Source organism: Halorussus salinus, assembly GCF_004765815.2.
Classification (GTDB): Archaea; Halobacteriota; Halobacteria; order Halobacteriales; family Haladaptataceae; genus Halorussus; species Halorussus salinus.
Genome location: NZ_ML974127.1, coordinates 424,775 through 442,556, shown reverse-complemented (window position 1 = coordinate 442,556; position 17,782 = coordinate 424,775). Strand labels below are relative to the sequence as shown.

Annotated in this window: 21 protein-coding genes; 15 read left to right on the top strand and 6 right to left on the bottom strand. The window is 67.0% G+C overall.

The genetic code is table 11. From position 1 onward, the window contains the following. Positions 1–161 precede the first annotated feature (161 nt). The 5 genes from EPL00_RS02215 to EPL00_RS02195 all read left to right on the top strand — a co-directional run bounded on the left by EPL00_RS02215 (position 162) and on the right by EPL00_RS02195 (position 5,035). Positions 162–758: a hypothetical protein gene (locus EPL00_RS02215; RefSeq protein ID WP_135852040.1), complete on the top strand. Its 597-nt coding sequence runs from the start codon at positions 162–164 to the stop codon at positions 756–758. Between the two features lie 153 nt (positions 759–911). Then, positions 912–2,036, top strand: a complete 1,125-nt coding sequence (locus EPL00_RS02210; protein WP_135852041.1) for an MDR/zinc-dependent alcohol dehydrogenase-like family protein — start codon at positions 912–914, stop codon at positions 2,034–2,036. Positions 2,037–2,628: 592 nt separating this feature from the next. Then, positions 2,629–3,006, top strand: a complete 378-nt coding sequence (locus EPL00_RS02205; RefSeq protein WP_135852042.1) for a 6-pyruvoyl trahydropterin synthase family protein — start codon at positions 2,629–2,631, stop codon at positions 3,004–3,006. Between the two features lie 2 nt (positions 3,007–3,008). After that, positions 3,009–4,127 carry a glycosyltransferase family 4 protein gene (locus EPL00_RS02200; RefSeq protein WP_135852043.1) on the top strand — a complete coding sequence of 373 codons (1,119 nt, stop codon included), beginning with the start codon at positions 3,009–3,011 and terminating at the stop codon, positions 4,125–4,127. Then, complete coding sequence (locus EPL00_RS02195; RefSeq protein WP_135852044.1) at positions 4,124–5,035, top strand: methyltransferase domain-containing protein; 912 nt, start codon at positions 4,124–4,126, stop codon at positions 5,033–5,035. Before EPL00_RS02200 ends, EPL00_RS02195 begins: the two co-directional genes overlap by 4 nt. A 164-nt stretch (positions 5,036–5,199) precedes the next feature. Here EPL00_RS02195 and EPL00_RS02190 read toward each other — a convergent pair whose 3' ends face one another. The 3 genes from EPL00_RS02190 to EPL00_RS02180 form a co-directional block, all read right to left on the bottom strand. Beyond that, on the bottom strand, positions 5,200–6,345 hold the full coding sequence (locus EPL00_RS02190; protein WP_135852045.1) for an MBL fold metallo-hydrolase: 1,146 nt from the start codon (positions 6,343–6,345) through the stop codon (positions 5,200–5,202). A 101-nt stretch (positions 6,346–6,446) separates the two neighbouring features. After that, entirely contained in the window at positions 6,447–7,031 is a 585-nt protein-coding gene (locus EPL00_RS02185) for a DsrE/DsrF/DrsH-like family protein (protein WP_135852046.1), read from the bottom strand. 1 nt (position 7,032) lies between these two features. After that, complete coding sequence (locus EPL00_RS02180) at positions 7,033–7,290, bottom strand: sulfurtransferase TusA family protein (RefSeq protein ID WP_135852047.1); 258 nt, start codon at positions 7,288–7,290, stop codon at positions 7,033–7,035. Between the two features lie 275 nt (positions 7,291–7,565). On the opposite strand from EPL00_RS02180, the gene EPL00_RS02175 reads away from it, so the two are divergent. The 7 genes from EPL00_RS02175 to EPL00_RS02150 all read left to right on the top strand — a co-directional run bounded on the left by EPL00_RS02175 (position 7,566) and on the right by EPL00_RS02150 (position 12,953). Continuing rightward, on the top strand, positions 7,566–8,756 hold the full coding sequence (locus tag EPL00_RS02175) for an MBL fold metallo-hydrolase (protein WP_135852048.1): 1,191 nt from the start codon (positions 7,566–7,568) through the stop codon (positions 8,754–8,756). A 24-nt stretch (positions 8,757–8,780) separates the two neighbouring features. Further along, positions 8,781–9,266, top strand: coding sequence for a YeeE/YedE family protein (locus tag EPL00_RS02170; protein WP_135852049.1), 486 nt, complete (start codon positions 8,781–8,783; stop codon positions 9,264–9,266). A gap of 65 nt (positions 9,267–9,331) precedes the next feature. Continuing rightward, complete coding sequence (locus tag EPL00_RS02165; RefSeq protein ID WP_135852487.1) at positions 9,332–9,772, top strand: YeeE/YedE family protein; 441 nt, start codon at positions 9,332–9,334, stop codon at positions 9,770–9,772. Positions 9,773–10,190: 418 nt separating this feature from the next. Continuing rightward, a complete protein-coding gene (locus tag EPL00_RS23420; protein ID WP_202932528.1) occupies positions 10,191–10,340 on the top strand; it encodes a DUF7512 family protein in 150 nt (49 codons plus the stop codon). Positions 10,341–10,342: 2 nt separating this feature from the next. Next, positions 10,343–11,389, top strand: coding sequence for a sulfite exporter TauE/SafE family protein (locus tag EPL00_RS02160; RefSeq protein ID WP_135852050.1), 1,047 nt, complete (start codon positions 10,343–10,345; stop codon positions 11,387–11,389). A 74-nt stretch (positions 11,390–11,463) separates the two neighbouring features. After that, on the top strand, positions 11,464–11,862 hold the full coding sequence (locus EPL00_RS02155) for a helix-turn-helix domain-containing protein (protein ID WP_135852051.1): 399 nt from the start codon (positions 11,464–11,466) through the stop codon (positions 11,860–11,862). Between the two features lie 443 nt (positions 11,863–12,305). Continuing rightward, positions 12,306–12,953 (top strand): DUF7095 family protein, encoded by a 648-nt coding sequence (locus EPL00_RS02150; RefSeq protein WP_135852052.1) that lies wholly within the window; start codon positions 12,306–12,308, stop codon positions 12,951–12,953. Positions 12,954–13,197: 244 nt separating this feature from the next. Here the strand turns inward: EPL00_RS02150 and EPL00_RS02145 are convergent, their stop codons facing one another. Continuing rightward, the gene (locus tag EPL00_RS02145; protein ID WP_135852053.1) at positions 13,198–14,289 is read right to left on the bottom strand and encodes an aminopeptidase; all 1,092 of its coding nucleotides are present in this window, start codon (positions 14,287–14,289) and stop codon (positions 13,198–13,200) included. 71 nt (positions 14,290–14,360) lie between these two features. Further along, on the bottom strand, positions 14,361–15,176 hold the full coding sequence (locus tag EPL00_RS02140) for a class I SAM-dependent methyltransferase (protein WP_135852054.1): 816 nt from the start codon (positions 15,174–15,176) through the stop codon (positions 14,361–14,363). 155 nt (positions 15,177–15,331) lie between these two features. Between EPL00_RS02140 and EPL00_RS02135 the strand changes: the two genes are divergently transcribed. The 3 genes from EPL00_RS02135 to EPL00_RS02125 are packed head-to-tail and all read left to right on the top strand — an operon-like array spanning position 15,332 to position 16,880. Continuing rightward, positions 15,332–16,048 carry an AzlC family ABC transporter permease gene (locus EPL00_RS02135; protein ID WP_238398103.1) on the top strand — a complete coding sequence of 239 codons (717 nt, stop codon included), beginning with the start codon at positions 15,332–15,334 and terminating at the stop codon, positions 16,046–16,048. After that, positions 16,049–16,390: an AzlD domain-containing protein gene (locus EPL00_RS02130; RefSeq protein ID WP_135852056.1), complete on the top strand. Its 342-nt coding sequence runs from the start codon at positions 16,049–16,051 to the stop codon at positions 16,388–16,390. It begins immediately after the preceding gene. Positions 16,391–16,439: 49 nt separating this feature from the next. Continuing rightward, a complete protein-coding gene (locus tag EPL00_RS02125; protein WP_135852057.1) occupies positions 16,440–16,880 on the top strand; it encodes a hypothetical protein in 441 nt (146 codons plus the stop codon). Between the two features lie 7 nt (positions 16,881–16,887). On the opposite strand, the gene EPL00_RS02120 is transcribed toward EPL00_RS02125, so the two are convergent. Then, positions 16,888–17,718, bottom strand: a complete 831-nt coding sequence (locus EPL00_RS02120) for a deoxyribonuclease IV (protein WP_135852058.1) — start codon at positions 17,716–17,718, stop codon at positions 16,888–16,890. Between the last annotated feature and the right edge of the window lie 64 nt (positions 17,719–17,782).

Here is a 17,782-nt window from a genome sequence, read left to right as displayed (position 1 = left end):
TCTCGTCAATTCGCTATTAATTCCAGCTGTCGAGAATCGGATTCGACCGGTGACGCGAGAACGTGCGTCTCGGCGTCTGCCGCGATGACAATCGGGGCTTACCCGCGACCGCCGGTCGAACGAGGAGAACAACTGAGTGTGTTCGGCACGTAGCTCCGTCGGTGCATCGCGTCTCGCAGGTCGAAGTCCTCCGGGAGTGGCTCAGAGTCGAGCGCACCCACCCCGAGGTCGAGTGGTTCCCCATCGACTCGCTGTCCGAGCGGGCGGCGCTGGACGAACTCTTGGACCGGAAACCCGGTGCGGCCGCGTTCGTCTGGCGCGACGCGCCGGTGACGTGGTACGAGACGACCCTCGACCGGGCGGAGTTCGCGGACCTCAGACTGGTCGAGGGGCCACCGAACCTCCGCTGGCGCGACCTCTCGCCCGACGGCACGGTCCACGGCGCGGCCGACCGCATCGCCAACGAGAAGCCCGAGGAACTGGCCGCAGAGACGGGCGTGGACGTACAACAGGTACTCGACTTCGTAGATGAGATGCCAGCCGGACCGCTGGTCGTCTCGACGCGGGAGGGGTGTGTCCCGCGCTACGTCGCCGACGGGAACCACCGCGCGGTGGCGCTGGCGCTCCGGATGCGCTCGGGGGCGTTTTCGCCACAGCGGGCGTACCTCGGCGTCGGCGCGAATCCGGTGGCGAAACCACTGCTTGAACGACTCTGCGGGGAGCTTCGGCGGCTCCGCGACGAGTACTTAAAGTGGTAACGGGACTCGAACCGCGGTTCAATCTGCGATGACGACGCGTCCGCCCGCGCGTCGTAATACCGATTACCCGACCCTAACGCCGACGCGGGGCCAAAGAACGATAATCCACCCTGCCGTACGACTGTCGGGCGGCCGAGCGCCGTCAGGGGGAACATGCCACGGTCACTCTACTTCACGGAGCCGCGAGCGGTGGAGGTGCGCGAGCGCGAGCGACGCGACCCCGACGAGGGCGAGGTCCGCGTCCGGGTCGAGCGGTCGGCGGTCAGCCCCGGCACGGAGCTACTGGTCTACCGGGGCGAGGTCCCGACCGGGATGGCCGCCGACGCGACCATCGACGCGCTCGCTGGCACCTTCGAGTTCCCGCTCCAGTACGGCTACGCCGCGGTCGGCCGGGTGGAGGCGGTCGGGCCGGGCGTCGAGTCGGCGTGGCTCGACCGGCGCGTGTTCGGGTTCAACCCCCACGAGAGCCACTTCTGCGCGCCCGTCGCGGAGCTACTGGCCGTGCCCGACGACTGCTCGGCCACCGAGGCCACCTTCCTGCCGAACGTCGAGACGGCGGTCAACCTCGTGCAGGACGGCGCGCCCCGCCTCGGGGAGCGCGCGGTCGTCTTCGGACAGGGCGTGGTCGGGTTGCTGACGACGGCACTCCTCGGGCGGTTCCCGCTCGCGGAGTTGGTGACGCTGGACTACTACCCCGACCGGCGCGAGCGGTCGCGGGAACTCGGAGCCGACGCCGCCCTCGACCCCGAGGGCGACGCTGGCGAGCGCGTCCGCGACGAGTTGGCGGGTGGAGGGGCGAACGCCGACAGCGAGGTCACGGACGCCGATAGCGAAGCCACGGAAGCCGCCAGCGACGAGACCACCGACAACGACGAGACCACCGACAGCGACCCGTACGACGACATCGCGGGCGCGGACCTGACCTACGAACTCTCGGGCTGTCCCGACGCGCTCGACTCGGCCATCGCCGCGACGGGCTACGACGGCCGCGTCGTGGTCGGGTCGTGGTACGGGACGAAACCGGCCGAGTTGGACCTCGGCGGGCGGTTCCACCGGAGTCGGGTCAGCGTCGAGAGCAGTCAGGTCAGCACCATCGCGCCGGACCTCCGGGGTCGGTGGTCGAAAGACCGCCGGATGGACGTGGCGTGGGACTGGTTGCGCGAGGTGGACCCCGAGCGGTTCGTGACCCACGAGTTCGGAATCGGTGAGGCGAGCGAGTCGTACGACCTGCTGGACGAGAATCCGGGCGACGCGCTCGGCGTGGTGTTCGAGTACTGAAGCGAGGAGTTCGGTGGAGGGAATCGAGAATTTCGATGGGGGGAATCGAGGAGTTCGCGGAGTCGTGTGCCAGCCGGGACGAGGAGGGAAAGTCACCGCGGGCGGCCTGCTCGGCACCGGAACCGTCCCGGACGGCTTTCGGAGTGTCCAGTCCAGCACCAGCTACTCCGTACAGCACCGACTCCCCCGGACAGCACCGCACAGCGAACTATCGCCGATAAAAAGGAGTTACTGCACGGCACCGCTTCGCACCGCACCGCTCCGCACCGCGACGGCAGGCCACACCCTCCCCAACCGACTGCGTTTCTCGCTCCACTGCGTTCCGCTCCGATACTCGTCCCTCGCGCGGATGGGCGCGGCCCGGCGGCACCGTCGGACAACCCGCGTCCGACGAGCCGTCGTTCGCATCCGCTCACGACGACCGCGCCCGCACGCGCCACGCGGTCTGTCGAACAATGCTGGCGAGAAATCCCTGCCAACGTTACAGAATTGTATATCATATGTAAACACACCCAGAGCATTCTTCGAGCGAGTCCCCGTCCCGCCGTCCGGCCCCCGACTTTCATACTCGTCGCCGTCGTGCGCTACGTAGATGTACACCGTCACGGTCCAGCGCGAGTTCGTGGCACAGCACTTCCTGACGGTCCCCGACCCCGGACCCGAGGGCGACCTGCACTCCCACCACTACACTGCGAAAGTCGAGTTGGCTGGCGAGGAGCTAAACGAACACGGCTACCTCGCGGACATCGACGCGCTGAACGAGCGCATCGACGCCACGGTCGCCCGGTTTCGCGACGCCACGCTGAACGACCGGCCCGCGTTCGAGGGACTGAATCCGAGCCTCGAACACTTCGCTCGAATCTTCGGCGAGCGGTTTCGGCGGGACCTCGACGCGCCCAAAATCGACGCCGTGACGGTGAAGCTACGGGAGGACGACATCGCGTGGGCGTCTCACCGCCGCGAGGTCTGACGATGCACGTCGGACTGGTCGTGTACGGCGACCTCGACGCTACAACCGGCGGGTTCCTCTACGACCGGAAGTTGGCGAGCGCGCTCCGCGAGGAGGGCCACCGCGTCAGCGTCGTCTCCCTGCCGTGGCGCGACTACCCGCGCGCGCTCGCCGACGCTCTCGACCCGCGCGTCCGGCGAACGCTCCGGGGCGACCGTGGCCGCGGCGGCCCCGGCGACCGCGACGAGTTCGACCTCCTCGTGCAGGACGAACTCTGTCACCCCTCGCTGGTCGGGCACAACCGCGCAGTCGAGACGCCGATAGTCGCGGTCGTCCACCACCTCCGCGCGAGCGAGGAGTGGCCCGCGTGGCAGAACCGAATCTACCGCGCGATAGAACGGCGCTATCTCGAATCGACCGACGCCGCCGTCTACGCAAGCGCGGCGACCCGCCGGGCGGCCGAACGACTCGCCGGAGAACGCCCCGCGACCGTCGCCAGACCCGCGGGCGACCGCTTCGACCCCGACCTCACCGACGACGCCATCGCCGCGCGCGCCGAGCGCGACCCCTTCGAGGTCGTCTTCGTCGGGAATCTGATTCCGCGGAAGGGGCTCCACGTCCTCGTCGAGGGACTGGCCCGCGTCGCGGGCGACTGGCGACTCTCGGTCGTGGGGAGCGCGACCGACCGGGACTACGCCGAGCGCGTCCGCGAGCAGGCCCGAAACCGCGGCGTCGCCGACCGAATCCGGTTCGAGGGCCGCCTCTCGGATAGCGCGCTCGCCGACCGCCTCGCGGCGAGCCACCTCCTCGCGGTCCCCTCACAGTTCGAGGGCTACGGCATCGTCTACTTGGAGGGGATGGGCTTCGGACTGCCCGCGCTCGCGTCCAGTGCGGGGGGTGCGCCGGAACTCGTCACGGACGGCGAGGAGGGCTTCCTCGTCGTGCCGGGCGACGCCGCCGCCGTGGCCGAGTCGGTCCGGACGCTCCGGGACGACCGCGCAACCCTGCGAGCGATGAGCCTCGCCGCCCGCCGACGCTTCGAGCGCCACCCCGGCTGGGACGAGTCGATGGCGACCGCCCGGCGCTTCCTCGAAGCGGTCGCCGACGAGCAGTCCGCTCCGCAGACGGAGGTCGCGCCGTGAACTTCCAGCGGTACCTCTCGGCCAAGCGAAGCGTGGACGACCGCGCGCTCGACCGGCGCGTCGAAGCCCGACTCGCCGAGGAGTTGCGCGACCGCGAGGGAACCCTGCGCGTCGTGGAGGTCGGCGCGGGAATCGGCTCGACGGTCACGAGGCTCCTCGACCGGCCGTGGTTCCCCGACCGAGTTGAGTACACCGCACTCGACATCGAGGAGAGCAACGTCGCGGCCGCGCGCGAGCGCCTGCCCGCGTGGGCCGCCCCGCGCGGGTTCGCAGTCCGGCGCGCGGACGCGAGCCGACGAGCGAGTCGAGCCGGTGGCGCGGACGCGGACGGCCGGTTCGTCCTCTCGCGGGGGCAACGCCGGGCCGAGGTCCGATTCCGGACCGCCGACGCCTTCGACTACCTCGCGGCGACCGACCGCGAGTTCGACCTCGTGGTCGCCCACGCCTTCGTAGACCTCGTGGACCTCGCCGAGGCGCTCGCGGCGTTCCGGCGCGCCCTCGCGCCCGACGGACTAGCGTACTGTCCCATCACTTTCGACGGCGCGACGAGCTTCGAGCCGGTACCCGACCCCGAGTTCGAGGAGCGACTGCTCGACTCGTTCCACCGGCATCTGGACGACGGGGGCGACAGCCGCGCCGGACGCCACCTCCTCGCGGAAGCGAGCGCGACCGGCGACCTCCTCGCGGCGGCGGGGTCCGACTGGGTGGTCCACCCCGAAGACGGTACCTACCCCGCCGACGAGGCGTACTTCCTCGATTGCATCGTGGAGATGGTCGCCGGAGCAGTACGAAAAGAAGGCAACCTCGACGCCGAGCGCGTCGCGGCGTGGGCCGACCGACGGCGCGAGCAGATCGCCGACGCGGAACTGGTCTACTGCGCCCACCAACTCGATTTGCTAGTTCGATAGCCGTCCCGAAGCGGTTCTCCGCCGTCTCGGGCGCTCTATCCGCGGTTCGATGAGTACGACGGAGAACGGAAGCGAAGAAATTCTGTATAGCGATAATAGATTTATGAGGGCGTACCGGGCACTGTCGAACCCGCGAAAACAGCGAGCGTCCTTCTCGTCCCGACTCAGGCCGAGCAGTTGTTCGGACCCAGCTCCAGCCGAGTCGCCTCCTCCATCGACGCCTCGTCCGCGCCGCGGTTGATGGCGATGACCTCCTCGAAGTTCGGCGGTTTCTCGCGGTCGCCGGAGGTCAGTCGGTCCACGAACGCGTCTTCGTCCAGTTGCAACAACTCGTAGCGCGTTCGCGCCTCGCCGATAGTCGAGGAGATCGGTTCGCCGGGGTCGCCGCGCTCGAACTCGCCCTCGCTGGTGACATCGACGTGGCCCGGCAGGACGGTCACGTCGTCGGGTTCCGCCAGCAAGGTCCGGTGGAGCGACTCGTACTGCATCGTCGCGCCCTTCCCGGCCTCGTCGTCGCCGAACTCCAGTTCCGTCCGACCGACGGAGCCGACGTGGAGGGTGTCGGCGGTCAGCACGGCTTCGTCGTTCACCAGAATATTGACCATCTCGGTGGTGTGGCCCGGCACGCGAATCGCCTTGAGTTGCACGTCGCCGACCTCGACTACTTCGTTCCGGGCCAAGGGCGTGAACTCGTCGGCCACGTCGCGCTCGTCGGCGGCCTCGCTCAGGTGGTAGGGCGCGTCTACCTCGTCGGCGAGGTCCCGGCCGCCCGAGACGTGGTCGGCGTGGACGTGCGTATCGAAGACTCGGGTAATGTCCCAGTCGTGGTCGTCGGCCACCGCGCGGAACTCCGAGGTGTGGCGCGTCGGGTCCACGACCGCGGCCTCCCCGGTCGCGGGGTCGGCGACGACGTACCCCAGACACCCCTTCGCGCGACGCTGGACTTGGACGATTTCCGCATCACCGTCGGTCGGTACGGGGACCGCGTCGTAGACTTGGCTCCACGCTTCCATCCCGCCGGTGACGACCGCCACGTCGTCGTAGCCCGCGTCGGCCAACTCGTCGGCGAAGTGGTCGGAGGTGATGCCCTTCGCGCAGATGGTCAGAATCCGGCGCTGGCCGTCGAGCATAGCGTCGAGGTCCGCCTTCCGGTCGTCGGTCAACTCCTCGTCGGCGTCGAAGGGGAAGTGTTTCGCTCCTCGGACGTGCCACGACTCGTAGCTCTCCTCGCCGCGCGTGTCGAGGAGAACGAATTTCTCGCGGGAATCGAGCATGTCCGCCAACCGTCGCGGAGTCACGTTCGCTGGCATGGCTCTGACTCGGGTCGCCGCGCCCTTAATACTGGTTGCCAGTGTAAATACAGTGCAAGACTACGCCGCCATCGTCGCCGGAGAAAAGACGTGCCGCAAGCTCAGATGAGCAACTGGATGTCGGCGTCGGCCATGTGTTCGAGCGCGGTGGCCGCCCCGACGCCGGTGGTCACGTCGTCGTACATCTCGGCTTCCTCGTACTCCATCAACTCCATCGTCATCTGGCACGCCTGCAAGTCTACGCCCGTGTCCAGCGACATCTCGATGAGTTCCTCGATGGTCGCGGTGCCCTGCTCGTCTATCTTCTTCTCCATCATCTTGGTCGCCATCGAGTCCATGAACGGGAGCGAGGCGACCGCGTTGGGCATCGGCATGCTGGGGTTGCCGACCGCGCTCATCTTGAGGTTCTTGGACTTCTCCTCGTGGAGGATGTCCAGTCCCCAGAACGTGTGGAAGACCACCACGTCCCAGCCGAACGCGGCCGCGGTGCTGGCGAGGATGAGCGGCGGGTACGCCATGTCGAAGGTGCCCTTCGTGGCGATGATGGTCATCTTTTTCTGGTCGTCGCCCACGTCGGACTTGACCGCCGACAGCTCGTCCTCCAACTCGTCGATTCGGGCTTGCAGGTCCGCGACCTCCTCGGCGTTCGCCGCGGGGTCGGGACCCTGTGGAGTGTCCGTACTCATCTTACTGGGTCTTGCGCACGTAGTGCTTGAAGACCGACTCGCCGCCCTCCTCGGTCTCGTCTTGGTCGAGGAGTTCGACGCCGTCGGTCGTGTTCGCCCACCCCTCGATGTCGCTCATGCTCCCGGAGTCGGTCGCGATCACTTCTAGCACCTCGCCCTCGGAGAGTCCGTCTGTCGCCTGCTTGGACTTGACGACGGGCATCGGGCAGGACTGTCCTTTCACGTCGAGCGTCTCGGTAATGTCGTATGCTTCACTCATGGTAACACCAGTGTTCTATCTTGTGTGTACTGAGCAATACCGGGTGCGGGGATAAAAGCTTGTTGGTCCTTGGGTTTTACGGACACGTCCAAACCCGTATTCACCGTGCCTTCGTTACGCGTCTGAATCGTCCAATTGCCCGAAATAGCGTATCAAAGACCTTCTAAACCCAATTCCCATACCAGTCGAGTCGAATATGGCGGGAATTGATGTTGTTTGTGTTGTGCAATACTATCCAAACCCTTATGAGTGAGCGCCCGATAGGGTAACTCGTAATGAGCGAACCAGAGTTCCCGACGCCGGACGTGAACGTCGAGAGCATCGACCCCGAAGCGCTGAAAGACCGCATCGAGAGCGGCGAGGAGGTGTTTCTTCTCGACACCCGCGTCCCCGACGACGTGGCGGAGTGGTCCATCGACGGCGAGAACGTCGAGAGTCTGAACGTCCCCTACTTCGAGTTCCTCGCGGGCGAACCCGACGACGAGGTCTTCGAGCAGTTGCCCGACGACCGCGAAATCGTGGTCGTCTGTGCGAAGGGCGGTTCCAGCGAGTACGTCGCTGGCGAACTCGTCGAGGAGGGCTACGACGCCAAGAACCTCGCTGACGGCATGAAAGGCTGGGCGCGCATCTTCGAGTACGTGGAAATCGACGCCGACACGGACGCGACGGTCGCCCAGTACCAGCGCCCGTCCAGCGGTTGCATGAGCTACCTCGTCGTCTCCGGCGACGAGGCCGCGGTCATCGACCCCCTGCGAGCGTTCACCGACACCTACCGACAGGACGCCCGCGCGCTCGGTGCGGACCTGAAATACGCAATCGACACGCACGTCCACGCCGACCACGTCTCGGGCGTTCGCGCGCTCGTAGACGAGGGCATCGAAGGCGTCCTCCCGGCGGCCGCGATAGACCGAGGAGTCACCTACGACGACGCCGTGACCCACGCCGAGGACGGCGACGCGTTCGCGGTCGGCGACGCGGAGATAGAGACCGTCTTCACGCCCGGCCACACCTCGGGCATGACTTCCTACCTCGTGGACGACGCGGTTCTGCTGACCGGTGACGGCCTGTTCGCCGAGAGCGTCGCTCGACCCGACTTGGAAGGTGGCGACGAGGGCGCGCCCGACGCGGCCCGACAGCTCTACGAGTCGCTACAGGAGCGCATCCTGACGCTGGACGACGACGTAGTCGTGGGCGGCGCGCACTTCGGCGACGCGGCCGACACCCGCGCGGACGGCACCTACACCGAGACCATCGGCAACCTCAAAGAGAAGATGGACGCGCTGACGATGGACGAAGACGCGTTCGTGGAGTTGGTCCTCTCGGACATGCCACCCCGGCCCGCCAACTACGAGGAGGTCATCGCGACCAACCTCGGGCAGGAAGACCGGAGCGACGAGGAGGCCTTCGAGTTGGAACTCGGCCCGAACAACTGCGCGGCGAGTTCCGACGCGATGACCAGCGACTAATCCGGCGAAAACTGAACACACATCATGGAGCCACTTGTCACGTTCACGGACCTGTTTCCAAACGGGGTCTGGCGGTACGCCGTGGGCGGGGCGCTCATCGGACTGGGCACCGCCGTCATCTACCTCGGCACCGCGATTCCCGCAGGTGCGAGTACGTTCCTCGAATCCACGCTGTCGTACGTCTCGACCGTTCCGCGGTTCAACCGCGCGAAGTACGTCGCCTCGCGCGACTGGCGCGTCGCGTTCACGCTGAGCATCGTCGCCGGTGCGGCCATCTACGCGCTGGCGTTCGGTGACTTCGGGTGGACGACCCGCGTCTCGTGGTGGCGACTCCTCGGCGGGGGCCTCCTCGTCGGCGTCGGCACCCGCGTCGGGAAGGGGTGTACCTCCGGCCACGGCATCTGTGGCGTCGGGTCGGTCGCTCCGACCTCGCTGGTCAACGTCCTCACGTTCCTCGGCGTCGCCATCCTGACCGCCCAACTCATGCAGGCCGCGGGGGTGACGCCGTGAGCGGTCCGACCGGAACCGCCGGGGGTGAGCGCGACGGGGCGAACCCGGAACGGGACCGACATCCCCTGTTCGTGCCGCTCGTCGTGGTCGGCGGCCTGCTGTTCGGCTTCGGGTTAGGACTGAGCCACATGGCCAGACCCGAAGTCGTGCTGGACTTCCTCCAGTTTCGGGACTTCGGCCTGCTGTTCGTGCTGGGCGTCGGCTCGGTCGTCGCGGGCACCGCGTTCGCCATCGGGGTTCGGTTCCTCGACCGCGCGCCCCTGACCGGACGACCCTACGCTCGACGGCTGAAGTCGTTCGACAGGAACGTCCTCACGGGCGGCGTCATCTTCGGCGTCGGGTGGGGTATTTCGGGCATCTGTCCCGGCGCGGCCTACGCCAGCCTCGGCGTCGGTAACTACCCCATCCTACTGGCCATCGGCGGGATGTTCCTCGGCGCGTACGCCCAAGGACTCTGGCGTTCACGGACGGGCGACGACGCCAGCGCGCCGACCGCCAGCGACTGACCGACTGCATCGAACTCCGACCCTCTCCGACTCGTTCTCCGTGGACTCGTTTCCTCTCGACTCGTTCTCGTCGCATCAGTAGCTTGCTCGAAGTGTCGTCGCTCGGCCTCGGTCTGGCGTACTGTTTTCGCTCGGGCTACACGGGCCGACGAGTAGGAATCCGCATACTCCACAATAATCGCTGGTCGAGTGAGCGAAAGTAAACCGAACGACGCGCACGCCCGGTCCGCCTCGTCACACGCGTCGAGTCGTCGCGTTCCGCGACCGCCGTAGCCACCCATAAGTTACGTCTCACCATGTGTGGGATATCGAGATATAGTATTGTGCGAGTTGTTCAAAACCGTTAAGTGGGATTGCCGGTTACGGTCTACTGTACAGAAACCTATGAACCACACAAGACTGTACCGGGTGACGAATCGTGTTCGGAATTGAAACCGCGAGCGGTCCGACGGGGGCCGCGCTACTCATCGGCGTCGTACTGGTCGAGGCCGTCGTACTGTACGTCGGTTACGGTGCCCTCGAACGGGTGTTCGGGCCAGCTATCACCGACGCCATCCGAGGTGACTGACGATGGAGCTATTCGGCGTCGCGGCGTCGCTACTGGGGATGTTCGCCGGGTTCGGTCTCCTCATCGGCCTCCTGTTCGGGTTCTTCGGGATGGGCGGGTCGTTCCTCGTCACGCCCGCGCTGTTGGTGATGGGGTACGAACCCGACGTGGCGGTCGCGTCAGGACTCGCCTTCGTGTTCGGGACCTCGGTCATCGCCACGCTCAAGCACCGCGACCTCGGGCAAGTAGACTACAAACTCGGCGGCCTGATGATAGCCGGAACGACCGCTGGTATCGAGGTCGGAAAGTTCGGCCTCCACAGGTTGCAGGACATCGGACTGGCCGACACCGTGGTCAGCGTCGCGTACGTGGCACTCCTCGGCGGTATCGGCGTGTTCATCACGTACCGAGCGGTCGGGAACGACGGCGACGACGAGGGCGGCGGTATCAGCCACGACGAGGAGGCGGCGGGCGAAATCGACGCCGAGGACATCCCTGACGTGGCGAAGAAGATTCAGTCCTACCGCGTCCCGCCCATGATGACGCTCCGGGGCGGCGTGACGGTCTCGCTGTGGATGATACTCGTCGTCGCGTTCGCCACGGGACTGCTGTCCGGGTTCCTCGGCGTCGGGGGTGGGTTCATCCGGATGCCCGCCCTCTTCTACCTCATCGGGGTGCCCGTGCCCATCGCGGTCGGGACCGACCTGTTCGAGATCGTCTTCTCGGGCGGCATCGGGAGCTTCCTCTACGCGATGGACGGCGCGGTCGATTTGGCAATCGTCGTGCCGCTACTGGCCGGGAGCGCGCTCGGCGCGCGTCTCGGGGCCGCGGCGACGAGCCTCGTGGACGAGAGCGACATCAAGGTGTACTTCGGCGTGATGCTGTTGTTGGGCGCTATCGCGGTCGCGGTTCGGAAGGTCGGAGGCATCGTCGAGATGCCCGTGCTGGACACCGTGAGCCTCGCCATCATCCTCGGCGCGGCGCTGTTGGTCAGCGGGGCCGTCGTGGTCAGTTCCGTCCGGGAACTCCGCACCGAGTCGGCCAACGCCACCGCGTCGGTCGGGGACTGACGACCCGACTCGCGGACGGTTTTGTGCAAACTATGCAAATCCTTTTACGTCCTTGGTTCTTAGCTACGGCTAAGATGGCAGATTCGATGGCCGAATACCTGCAGAAGGATATGGAGTGTGAGGGCCTGCTGGAGTGCATCCACGGTCTGAAAGAACTCGACCGGGAGTGTTTTCAAGTCCTCGTCGAGACCGAGGAGCCACTGACCATCGACGAGGTGGCCGACCGAGTGGACCGGGAACGCTCGACCGCCTACCGGTCGATTCAGCGACTCCTCCAGTCCGGTTTCGTCCAGAAGGAGCAGGTCAACTACGAACAGGGCGGTTACTACCACGTCTACCGGCCGACCGACCCCGACGAGGTGGCCGACGACATGCAGCGGATGCTCAACGACTGGTACGCCAAGATGGGCCAACTGTTGCAGGAGTTTCGGGACAAGTACGACGACCAGCAGGCGGTCGCGGCCGAGAACTGACGCGGACGATTCGAATCTCGTTTTCGACGTAGCACGCCCATCTCGCCTCTCCACACCGGCGCGTGCGGGCGCGGCGCGTTCACGCGCCGCGCCCATCGCGCGAGGGAAGTCGGCCGCGGATGCGGCCGACGAGGAGGGGGGGGGGGGGGGGCCGGGGGGGCCGGGCGGGGGGGGCGGGGGCGGGGCGTTCCCGCGCCGCGCCCAGGGGGTGTGGTACGGCGCCCGCGGATGCGGCCGACGAGGATGGGGAGGCGTGAGGCCTGCGGTAGCCGTGCGGGGCGGTAGGGGCTGTGCGGTGCGGTCGCAGCGCTGTGGGGTAACTCCTGTGTTCAAGCCTGAAGCTAATCACCTGTCCTATCCCTCCCATCAAAACATCGACTCTCTATGACCCATCGATTCCCGACACGCCACCGTTAACCCGCCCGACCACCAACACGAGGATAATGAACCGAGACGAGGCCATCGAGCGGGTCGAGGAGGTCCTCGATACCGTCGAGAACGAGACGATGCCCGTGCCGGTCCGCGAGCTGTGGGTCTACGGCGACGCGGCGCTCGGACTCGACCCCGTGGAGCGACTGGACGTGTACGTCACGAAGGACATCCTCCTCCGAGGAGACGACGGGAACGCCGCCGAGGAGTTCCGGAAGTCCCACGGCGTCGAGGGCGTCGGCAAGACCGTCCGCGCTGAGTGGGCCGAACAGTTCCCCGAGTACATCCGCGCCAACGACAGCGGGCACGCCGCGCCGGAGCAGTGTCTGGCCGCCCACCTCCTGCCCGACGACGAACCGGTTCACCTCGAAGTCTGCAACTCCAGTTTCGAGGACAACGTGACCCAGCGCCTACAGGGCGCGATTCAGCGCGAGAGCTACGAGCAGATTCTGGACCCCCGAGGAGTCTGTCTGTGGGCGGAGGGCCAGCGGAGCGACGAGGCCCTGCGCAAGCTCCGGGAGAGCGAACTCGCCTTTCCGACGCTCCCCGACGCCTTGGAGATGCTGGGCATGGACGCCGGGCAGACCGACGAGGCCGCCGAGGCGGTCGAGTCCTACCGGAAGCGCCAAGAGGGCGCGACGGTCCGCGGCGACGTGGTGTAACCCGACCGTTTTCCTCCGACCGTTTTCCTCCTCAGGTATCCTCGGGCGCGAACTGCGTTCGCGCCCTGCGGGTACCACTCGTCGCAAAAACGTCGATGAAAAAGCCCCGCTCGCTTCGCTCGCGGCGAAACGGCGCTTCGCGCCGTATGCTCGGAGCGGAATTAGGCCGACCGTTTTCCCGTCGAGTCGCCTTCGGCGACTCTCCTCGCAGAAACGTCGGTGAAAACTGCACGCGAAAATCGCCCTACTTCTCGAAGCCGTCCTCGAACCGGAAGGTTCCGTCGCGTTGGACGACTTCCCCGTCCACTTCGATGTACGAATCCTCGCTCATGTCCACTATCATGTCCATGTGGACCGAACTCTCGTTGAGCGGTTGTCCCTCGGGTACCGTCTCCTCGATGGCCTTGCCGACGGCCATGTGAACCGTGTCGCCCATCTTCTCGTCGAAGAGCATGTTGTAGGTGAACCGGTCGATGTCGCGGTTCATCCCGATGCCGAGTTCGCCGAGGCGGCGCGCGCCCTCGTCGGTGTCGAGGATGCTGGCCAGCAGGTCGGCGTTCTTCGAGGCGTCGTGGGCGACGACTTCGCCCGCCTCGAATCGGAGGTAGGCGTCCTGAATCTCGCGGCCGTGGCGGAGGAGCGGTTTGTCGAACAGCACCTCGCCCTCGACCGAATCGGGGACCGGCGCGGTGAACACCTCGCCGCCGGGGAGGTTCTTCTTCCCGTCGTCGTTGACCGTCTTCATGCCCGCGACGCTCATCCGGAGGTCCGTGGAGTCGCCCGAGACGATTCGCACCTCGTCGGCGGGGTCCAGAATCTCGACCATCTGGGCTTGGTGTTCGCGCTGGGCCGCCCAGTCTTTGTTGACCGCCTCGTAGACGAACTCCTCGTACTCCTCGGTACTCATCTCGGCCTTCTGGGCGTTGCCGGTCGCGGGGAACTGGGTGCCGACCCAGCGTTTGCCCATGCGCGCTTCCTGAATCGGGCGGCGGGCCTGCGTGTACGCCGAGAGCGCGTCGGAGGGCACGTCGCTCATCGTCGCGGTGTTGCGGTCGCCCTTCACGATGATGATTACGTCGGCGCTCTCCATCTCGGCCAGCTCGTGGTCGGGGCACTCGAAGTCCTCGGGGTCGCTGGCCCGCAGGTACGCTCGCGTCGCGCGGGAACTCCGGAGCGATATCGACGGGTTCGCGCCGACCTCGCCGACCTCCTCGGCGACGGCGACCGCGAGGTCTTCGGCCGCGGGCGGCACTTGGACGAGTACGTCGTCGCTCGGTTCGACGCTCGTGCAGTGATCGACGAGAATCTCGGCGTGGTCTCGGACTCGTGGGTCCATACCGGGGACAACGGAGAGGAGTCCGATATGCCTTTTCGAGTCCGGCGGCGATACCGGAATCCGTCGGCCCCTCAGACCGACCCGACGGTCACGTAGAACGGAACGACCTCGGCGCGCCGGTACTCGCCCGCGCGCATCTGCTCGATGACGCTCCGGCCCATCTCGCGCCAGTCGGTCCGGAGGTCGTCGTACTCGTCTGCCGAGAGGTCCCCCGCCAGCAGGGTCGCCCGGTCGTCGGCCAGTCCCTCGCCGCTGGCCTTCCGGCGGGCCGCGCGCAGGTCCCGGTCGGCGTAGGGCGGTTCGACTGTCCGGGCATGGACGTGGCGGCGCGTGGACACCTCGGCGAGTCCGGCGGCGTCGAACGCCTCGCGGGTGCCCGACCCGCCCAAAGTCACGTCGGTCTCGACGCCCGACAGGTAGGCCCGCCGGGCGCGGGCCGCGAGGTCGCTCTCCGTTTCGACGGTCGATTCGACCGCCACCGCGGCGTTGTCGGGTTCGACCGCGGCCACGAGGTCGGTCGAGACCCGCCGGAACTCGGCCACCGCGGCCGCGGGGTCGGGGAGGTTGATGAGGAGGGCCTGACAGACCACGAGGTCGAACGCGTCGTCGGGGAACGGCAGGCGGAGCGCGTCGCCCGCGACGGTCTCGATACCGGCCTCCTCGCGGGCCACCGCCAGCAAGTCCGGGTCGGCGTCCACCCCGACGACTTCCGCGGGCGTCCCGTCGGCGGCGGACTCCTCGGCGAGGACCCGCGACAACTCGCCCGTCCCGCATCCCACGTCGAGGACGCGCTCTCGGGAGTCGAGTTCGAGGTCGGCGAGCGCCGCGCGGTCGTCCCACATCCCGCGGCGCGTGTCTTCGAGGTAGTCGGCGGAGAACTCTCGCACGGCTGATTCTGGGTCGGGGTTGGCGGCGGGGAGTGAAAAGCGGGGTGGTCTGGAGTGGTCTGGGGTGGTCTGGGGCGATGTCGGCGGCCGCTCGCCAGCGAGCGCTTCGCCGGAAAAACAAGTGTGATACCACTCGGACCGCCTACCACTCATCAGTGTCATCTCCACGCGCAGACTTTCTCTCGGGCGTTCGAGTCGCCGCGCCGATTACCCTCGGCGTCTTGCCCTTCGGCATGGTCGCTGGCGTCGCGGCGGTCGGCGTCGGCATGTCCGCGTTACAGGCGGTCGGCATGTCGGTCGTCGTCTTCGCCGGGGCCTCGCAACTCGCCGCGATAGAGTTGATCGGTCGCAACGCTCCCGCCGCGGTCGTCGTGGCGACCGTCCTCGTGGTGAACCTCCGACTCGTGATGTACAGCGCCTCTATCGCGCCGTACTTCCAGCGCCAGTCGGCCAAGTGGAAGGCGGCGCTCTCCTATCTCCTGACCGACCAAGCCTACGCCGTCTCGCTGTTGGAGTTCGAGAACGACGAGGAGACGAGCCGTCGGTGGTACTACCTCGGCGTCGCGGTCCCGCTGTGGGTCACGTGGCAGGCCGCCACGGTAGTCGGCGTCCTGCTGGGTGCGCGCCTCCCCTCGGGCTGGCACCTCGAATTCGCGGTCCCGCTGGTCTTCCTCGCGGTACTGGTCCCGGCGGTCACCGACCGGGCGACCGGCGCGGCCGCGGTCGTCGGCGGGACCACCGCGGTCGTCGCGAACGGACTGCCGTACAACCTCGGACTGATACTCGCGGCGGTCGTCGGCATCGGGGCCGGAGTAGCCGTCGAGTCCGTCTCCGCAACCTCGACAGATACTAACGACGAGGAGGGAGCGTAGATGGCGACCGGCTACGGGACGACGACGCTCTGGCTGATTATCCTCGCGGGCGGCGTCGGCACCTACGCGCTCAGGCTCTCGTTCGTCGCGCTGTTCGGCAGACTCGACGACGTTCCCGAGGGCGTCGAGCGCGCGCTCCGGTTCGTCCCCGCGGCGGTCCTCTCGGCGCTGGTCCTCCCGGAGTTCGTCTATTCGGACGGCGCGCTCGCGCTCTCGCCCGCCAACCCGGAACTGCTCGCGGGCGTCCTCGCGGCCGCGGTGGCGTGGAAGACCGAGGACATCCTCGCGACGCTCGTCGCCGGGATGGCGGGGCTGTGGGTTCTGACGTTCCTCCTCGGGTGAGACTCCCGGTCGCCACAGCATTGAATAGCCGACACGTTGCTCGTCTGATATGGGAGTTCGGAACGCCCCCCGAACGATTCTCCGGTTCGTCGCGGCGGTAACGGCGCTGTACTTTCTCGTCGCGCTGGCGTTGCTGGTTCTCGCGTTCCCGGTCCGAGGAGCGGTCGGACTCTATCCCGTCCCCGAAGCGGTCGAACCGGCCTTCGAGTTCGCGCTGCTGGTCGCGGTCCTCCTTGGCGCGTGGGTCCTCGTCGAGGAGTACTCGATACCGCGTCTGTTCGGTTACACCGTCTCGGTGTGGGCGCTGTTCTACGGCGGCGTCTTCGTTCTCGGAACGGCGGGGCTGTTGGACTCGCTGCTGTCGGTCAGTTCCCTACTGGCCGGAGGAGTCCTGTTCGTAATCGGAGCGTTCGCCTTCGTCTGGTCCTATCGTCTCGTCTATCCGGATAGGTTCGCCCGACAAAAGGAGAAGGTCGGTCTCGAAATCTGAAACGGCCTCAGTCCTCGCGCAGTTCTCTCACGCGCTCGATGTTCCACGCGAAGCCCTTGCCGTCCTCGTGGGGCGTTTCGAGGACCAGCGGCACGTCCGCGAGGTCCGGGTGGTTGATAAAGGCGCGCATGCCCTCCTCGCCGATGAGACCTTCGCCGATGTGGGCGTGTTCGTCCTTGTTCGTCCCGCACTCGTGTTTCGAGTCGTTGAGGTGGACGCATTCGAGGTGTTCGAGACCCACCACCTCGTCGAACTCGGCGATAGTGTCGCGGACGGCCTCCTCGGTCGAGAGGTCGTAGCCCGCCGCGAAGGCGTGGGCGGTGTCGATACACACGTCGAGGTCCTGCTCGGAGCGGTCGAGGACTTCCGCGAGGTGTTCGAAGTCCCCGCCCAACTTCGTGCCCGACCCGGCGTCGCTCTCGATGAGGACGGTCACGCCCTCCGGAATATCCAACTCGTCCAGCGCGCTCGCGGCGTTGTCGAGGCCACCCTCGACGCCCGCGCCGGTGTGCGCGCCGAGGTGGACGTTGACGTACGGGATGTCCAATTTCTCGGCGGCGTCGACCTCCTTCTGCATCGAGTCGATGGACTTCTCGCGGAGGTCGTCTTTCGGCGTACAGAGGTTCACGAGGTACGACGAGTGGATGACCCACGGTCCCACGTCGTTGTCGGCCGAGACGGTGCGGAACTGCTCGGCCTCGTCGTCGCCGATGTTCGGGTCCTGCCAGACCTGCGGGGAGTGGGTGAAAATCTGTCCGCAGTTTCCGCCGTCGTCTATCTGGGCGTCTACGGCGTTGTAGACGCCGCCAGCGATGGATTCGTGCGCGCCAACTCTCATGTCTTCCGACAGGCATGGAGGGGTGAAAGGCGCTTCGGAACCGGGGGCGAACTGCCGGAACGAC

Bases quoted from the DNA above. Each gene is read 5' to 3' on its own strand.
- EPL00_RS02210 (WP_135852041.1), top strand. From the start codon at position 912: ATGCCACGGTCACTCTACTTCACGGAGCCGCGAGCGGTGGAGGTGCGC.
- EPL00_RS02205 (WP_135852042.1), top strand. From the start codon at position 2,629: ATGTACACCGTCACGGTCCAGCGCGAGTTCGTGGCACAGCACTTCCTG.
- EPL00_RS02200 (WP_135852043.1), top strand. From the start codon at position 3,009: ATGCACGTCGGACTGGTCGTGTACGGCGACCTCGACGCTACAACCGGC.
- EPL00_RS02190 (WP_135852045.1), bottom strand. From the start codon at position 6,345: ATGCCAGCGAACGTGACTCCGCGACGGTTGGCGGACATGCTCGATTCC.
- EPL00_RS02185 (WP_135852046.1), bottom strand. From the start codon at position 7,031: ATGAGTACGGACACTCCACAGGGTCCCGACCCCGCGGCGAACGCCGAG.
- EPL00_RS02180 (WP_135852047.1), bottom strand. From the start codon at position 7,290: ATGAGTGAAGCATACGACATTACCGAGACGCTCGACGTGAAAGGACAG.
- EPL00_RS02175 (WP_135852048.1), top strand. From the start codon at position 7,566: ATGAGCGAACCAGAGTTCCCGACGCCGGACGTGAACGTCGAGAGCATC.
- EPL00_RS02170 (WP_135852049.1), top strand. From the start codon at position 8,781: ATGGAGCCACTTGTCACGTTCACGGACCTGTTTCCAAACGGGGTCTGG.
- EPL00_RS02160 (WP_135852050.1), top strand. From the start codon at position 10,343: ATGGAGCTATTCGGCGTCGCGGCGTCGCTACTGGGGATGTTCGCCGGG.
- EPL00_RS02155 (WP_135852051.1), top strand. From the start codon at position 11,464: ATGGCAGATTCGATGGCCGAATACCTGCAGAAGGATATGGAGTGTGAG.
- EPL00_RS02150 (WP_135852052.1), top strand. From the start codon at position 12,306: ATGAACCGAGACGAGGCCATCGAGCGGGTCGAGGAGGTCCTCGATACC.
- EPL00_RS02145 (WP_135852053.1), bottom strand. From the start codon at position 14,289: ATGGACCCACGAGTCCGAGACCACGCCGAGATTCTCGTCGATCACTGC.
- EPL00_RS02130 (WP_135852056.1), top strand. From the start codon at position 16,049: ATGGCGACCGGCTACGGGACGACGACGCTCTGGCTGATTATCCTCGCG.
- EPL00_RS02125 (WP_135852057.1), top strand. From the start codon at position 16,440: ATGGGAGTTCGGAACGCCCCCCGAACGATTCTCCGGTTCGTCGCGGCG.
- EPL00_RS02120 (WP_135852058.1), bottom strand. From the start codon at position 17,718: ATGAGAGTTGGCGCGCACGAATCCATCGCTGGCGGCGTCTACAACGCC.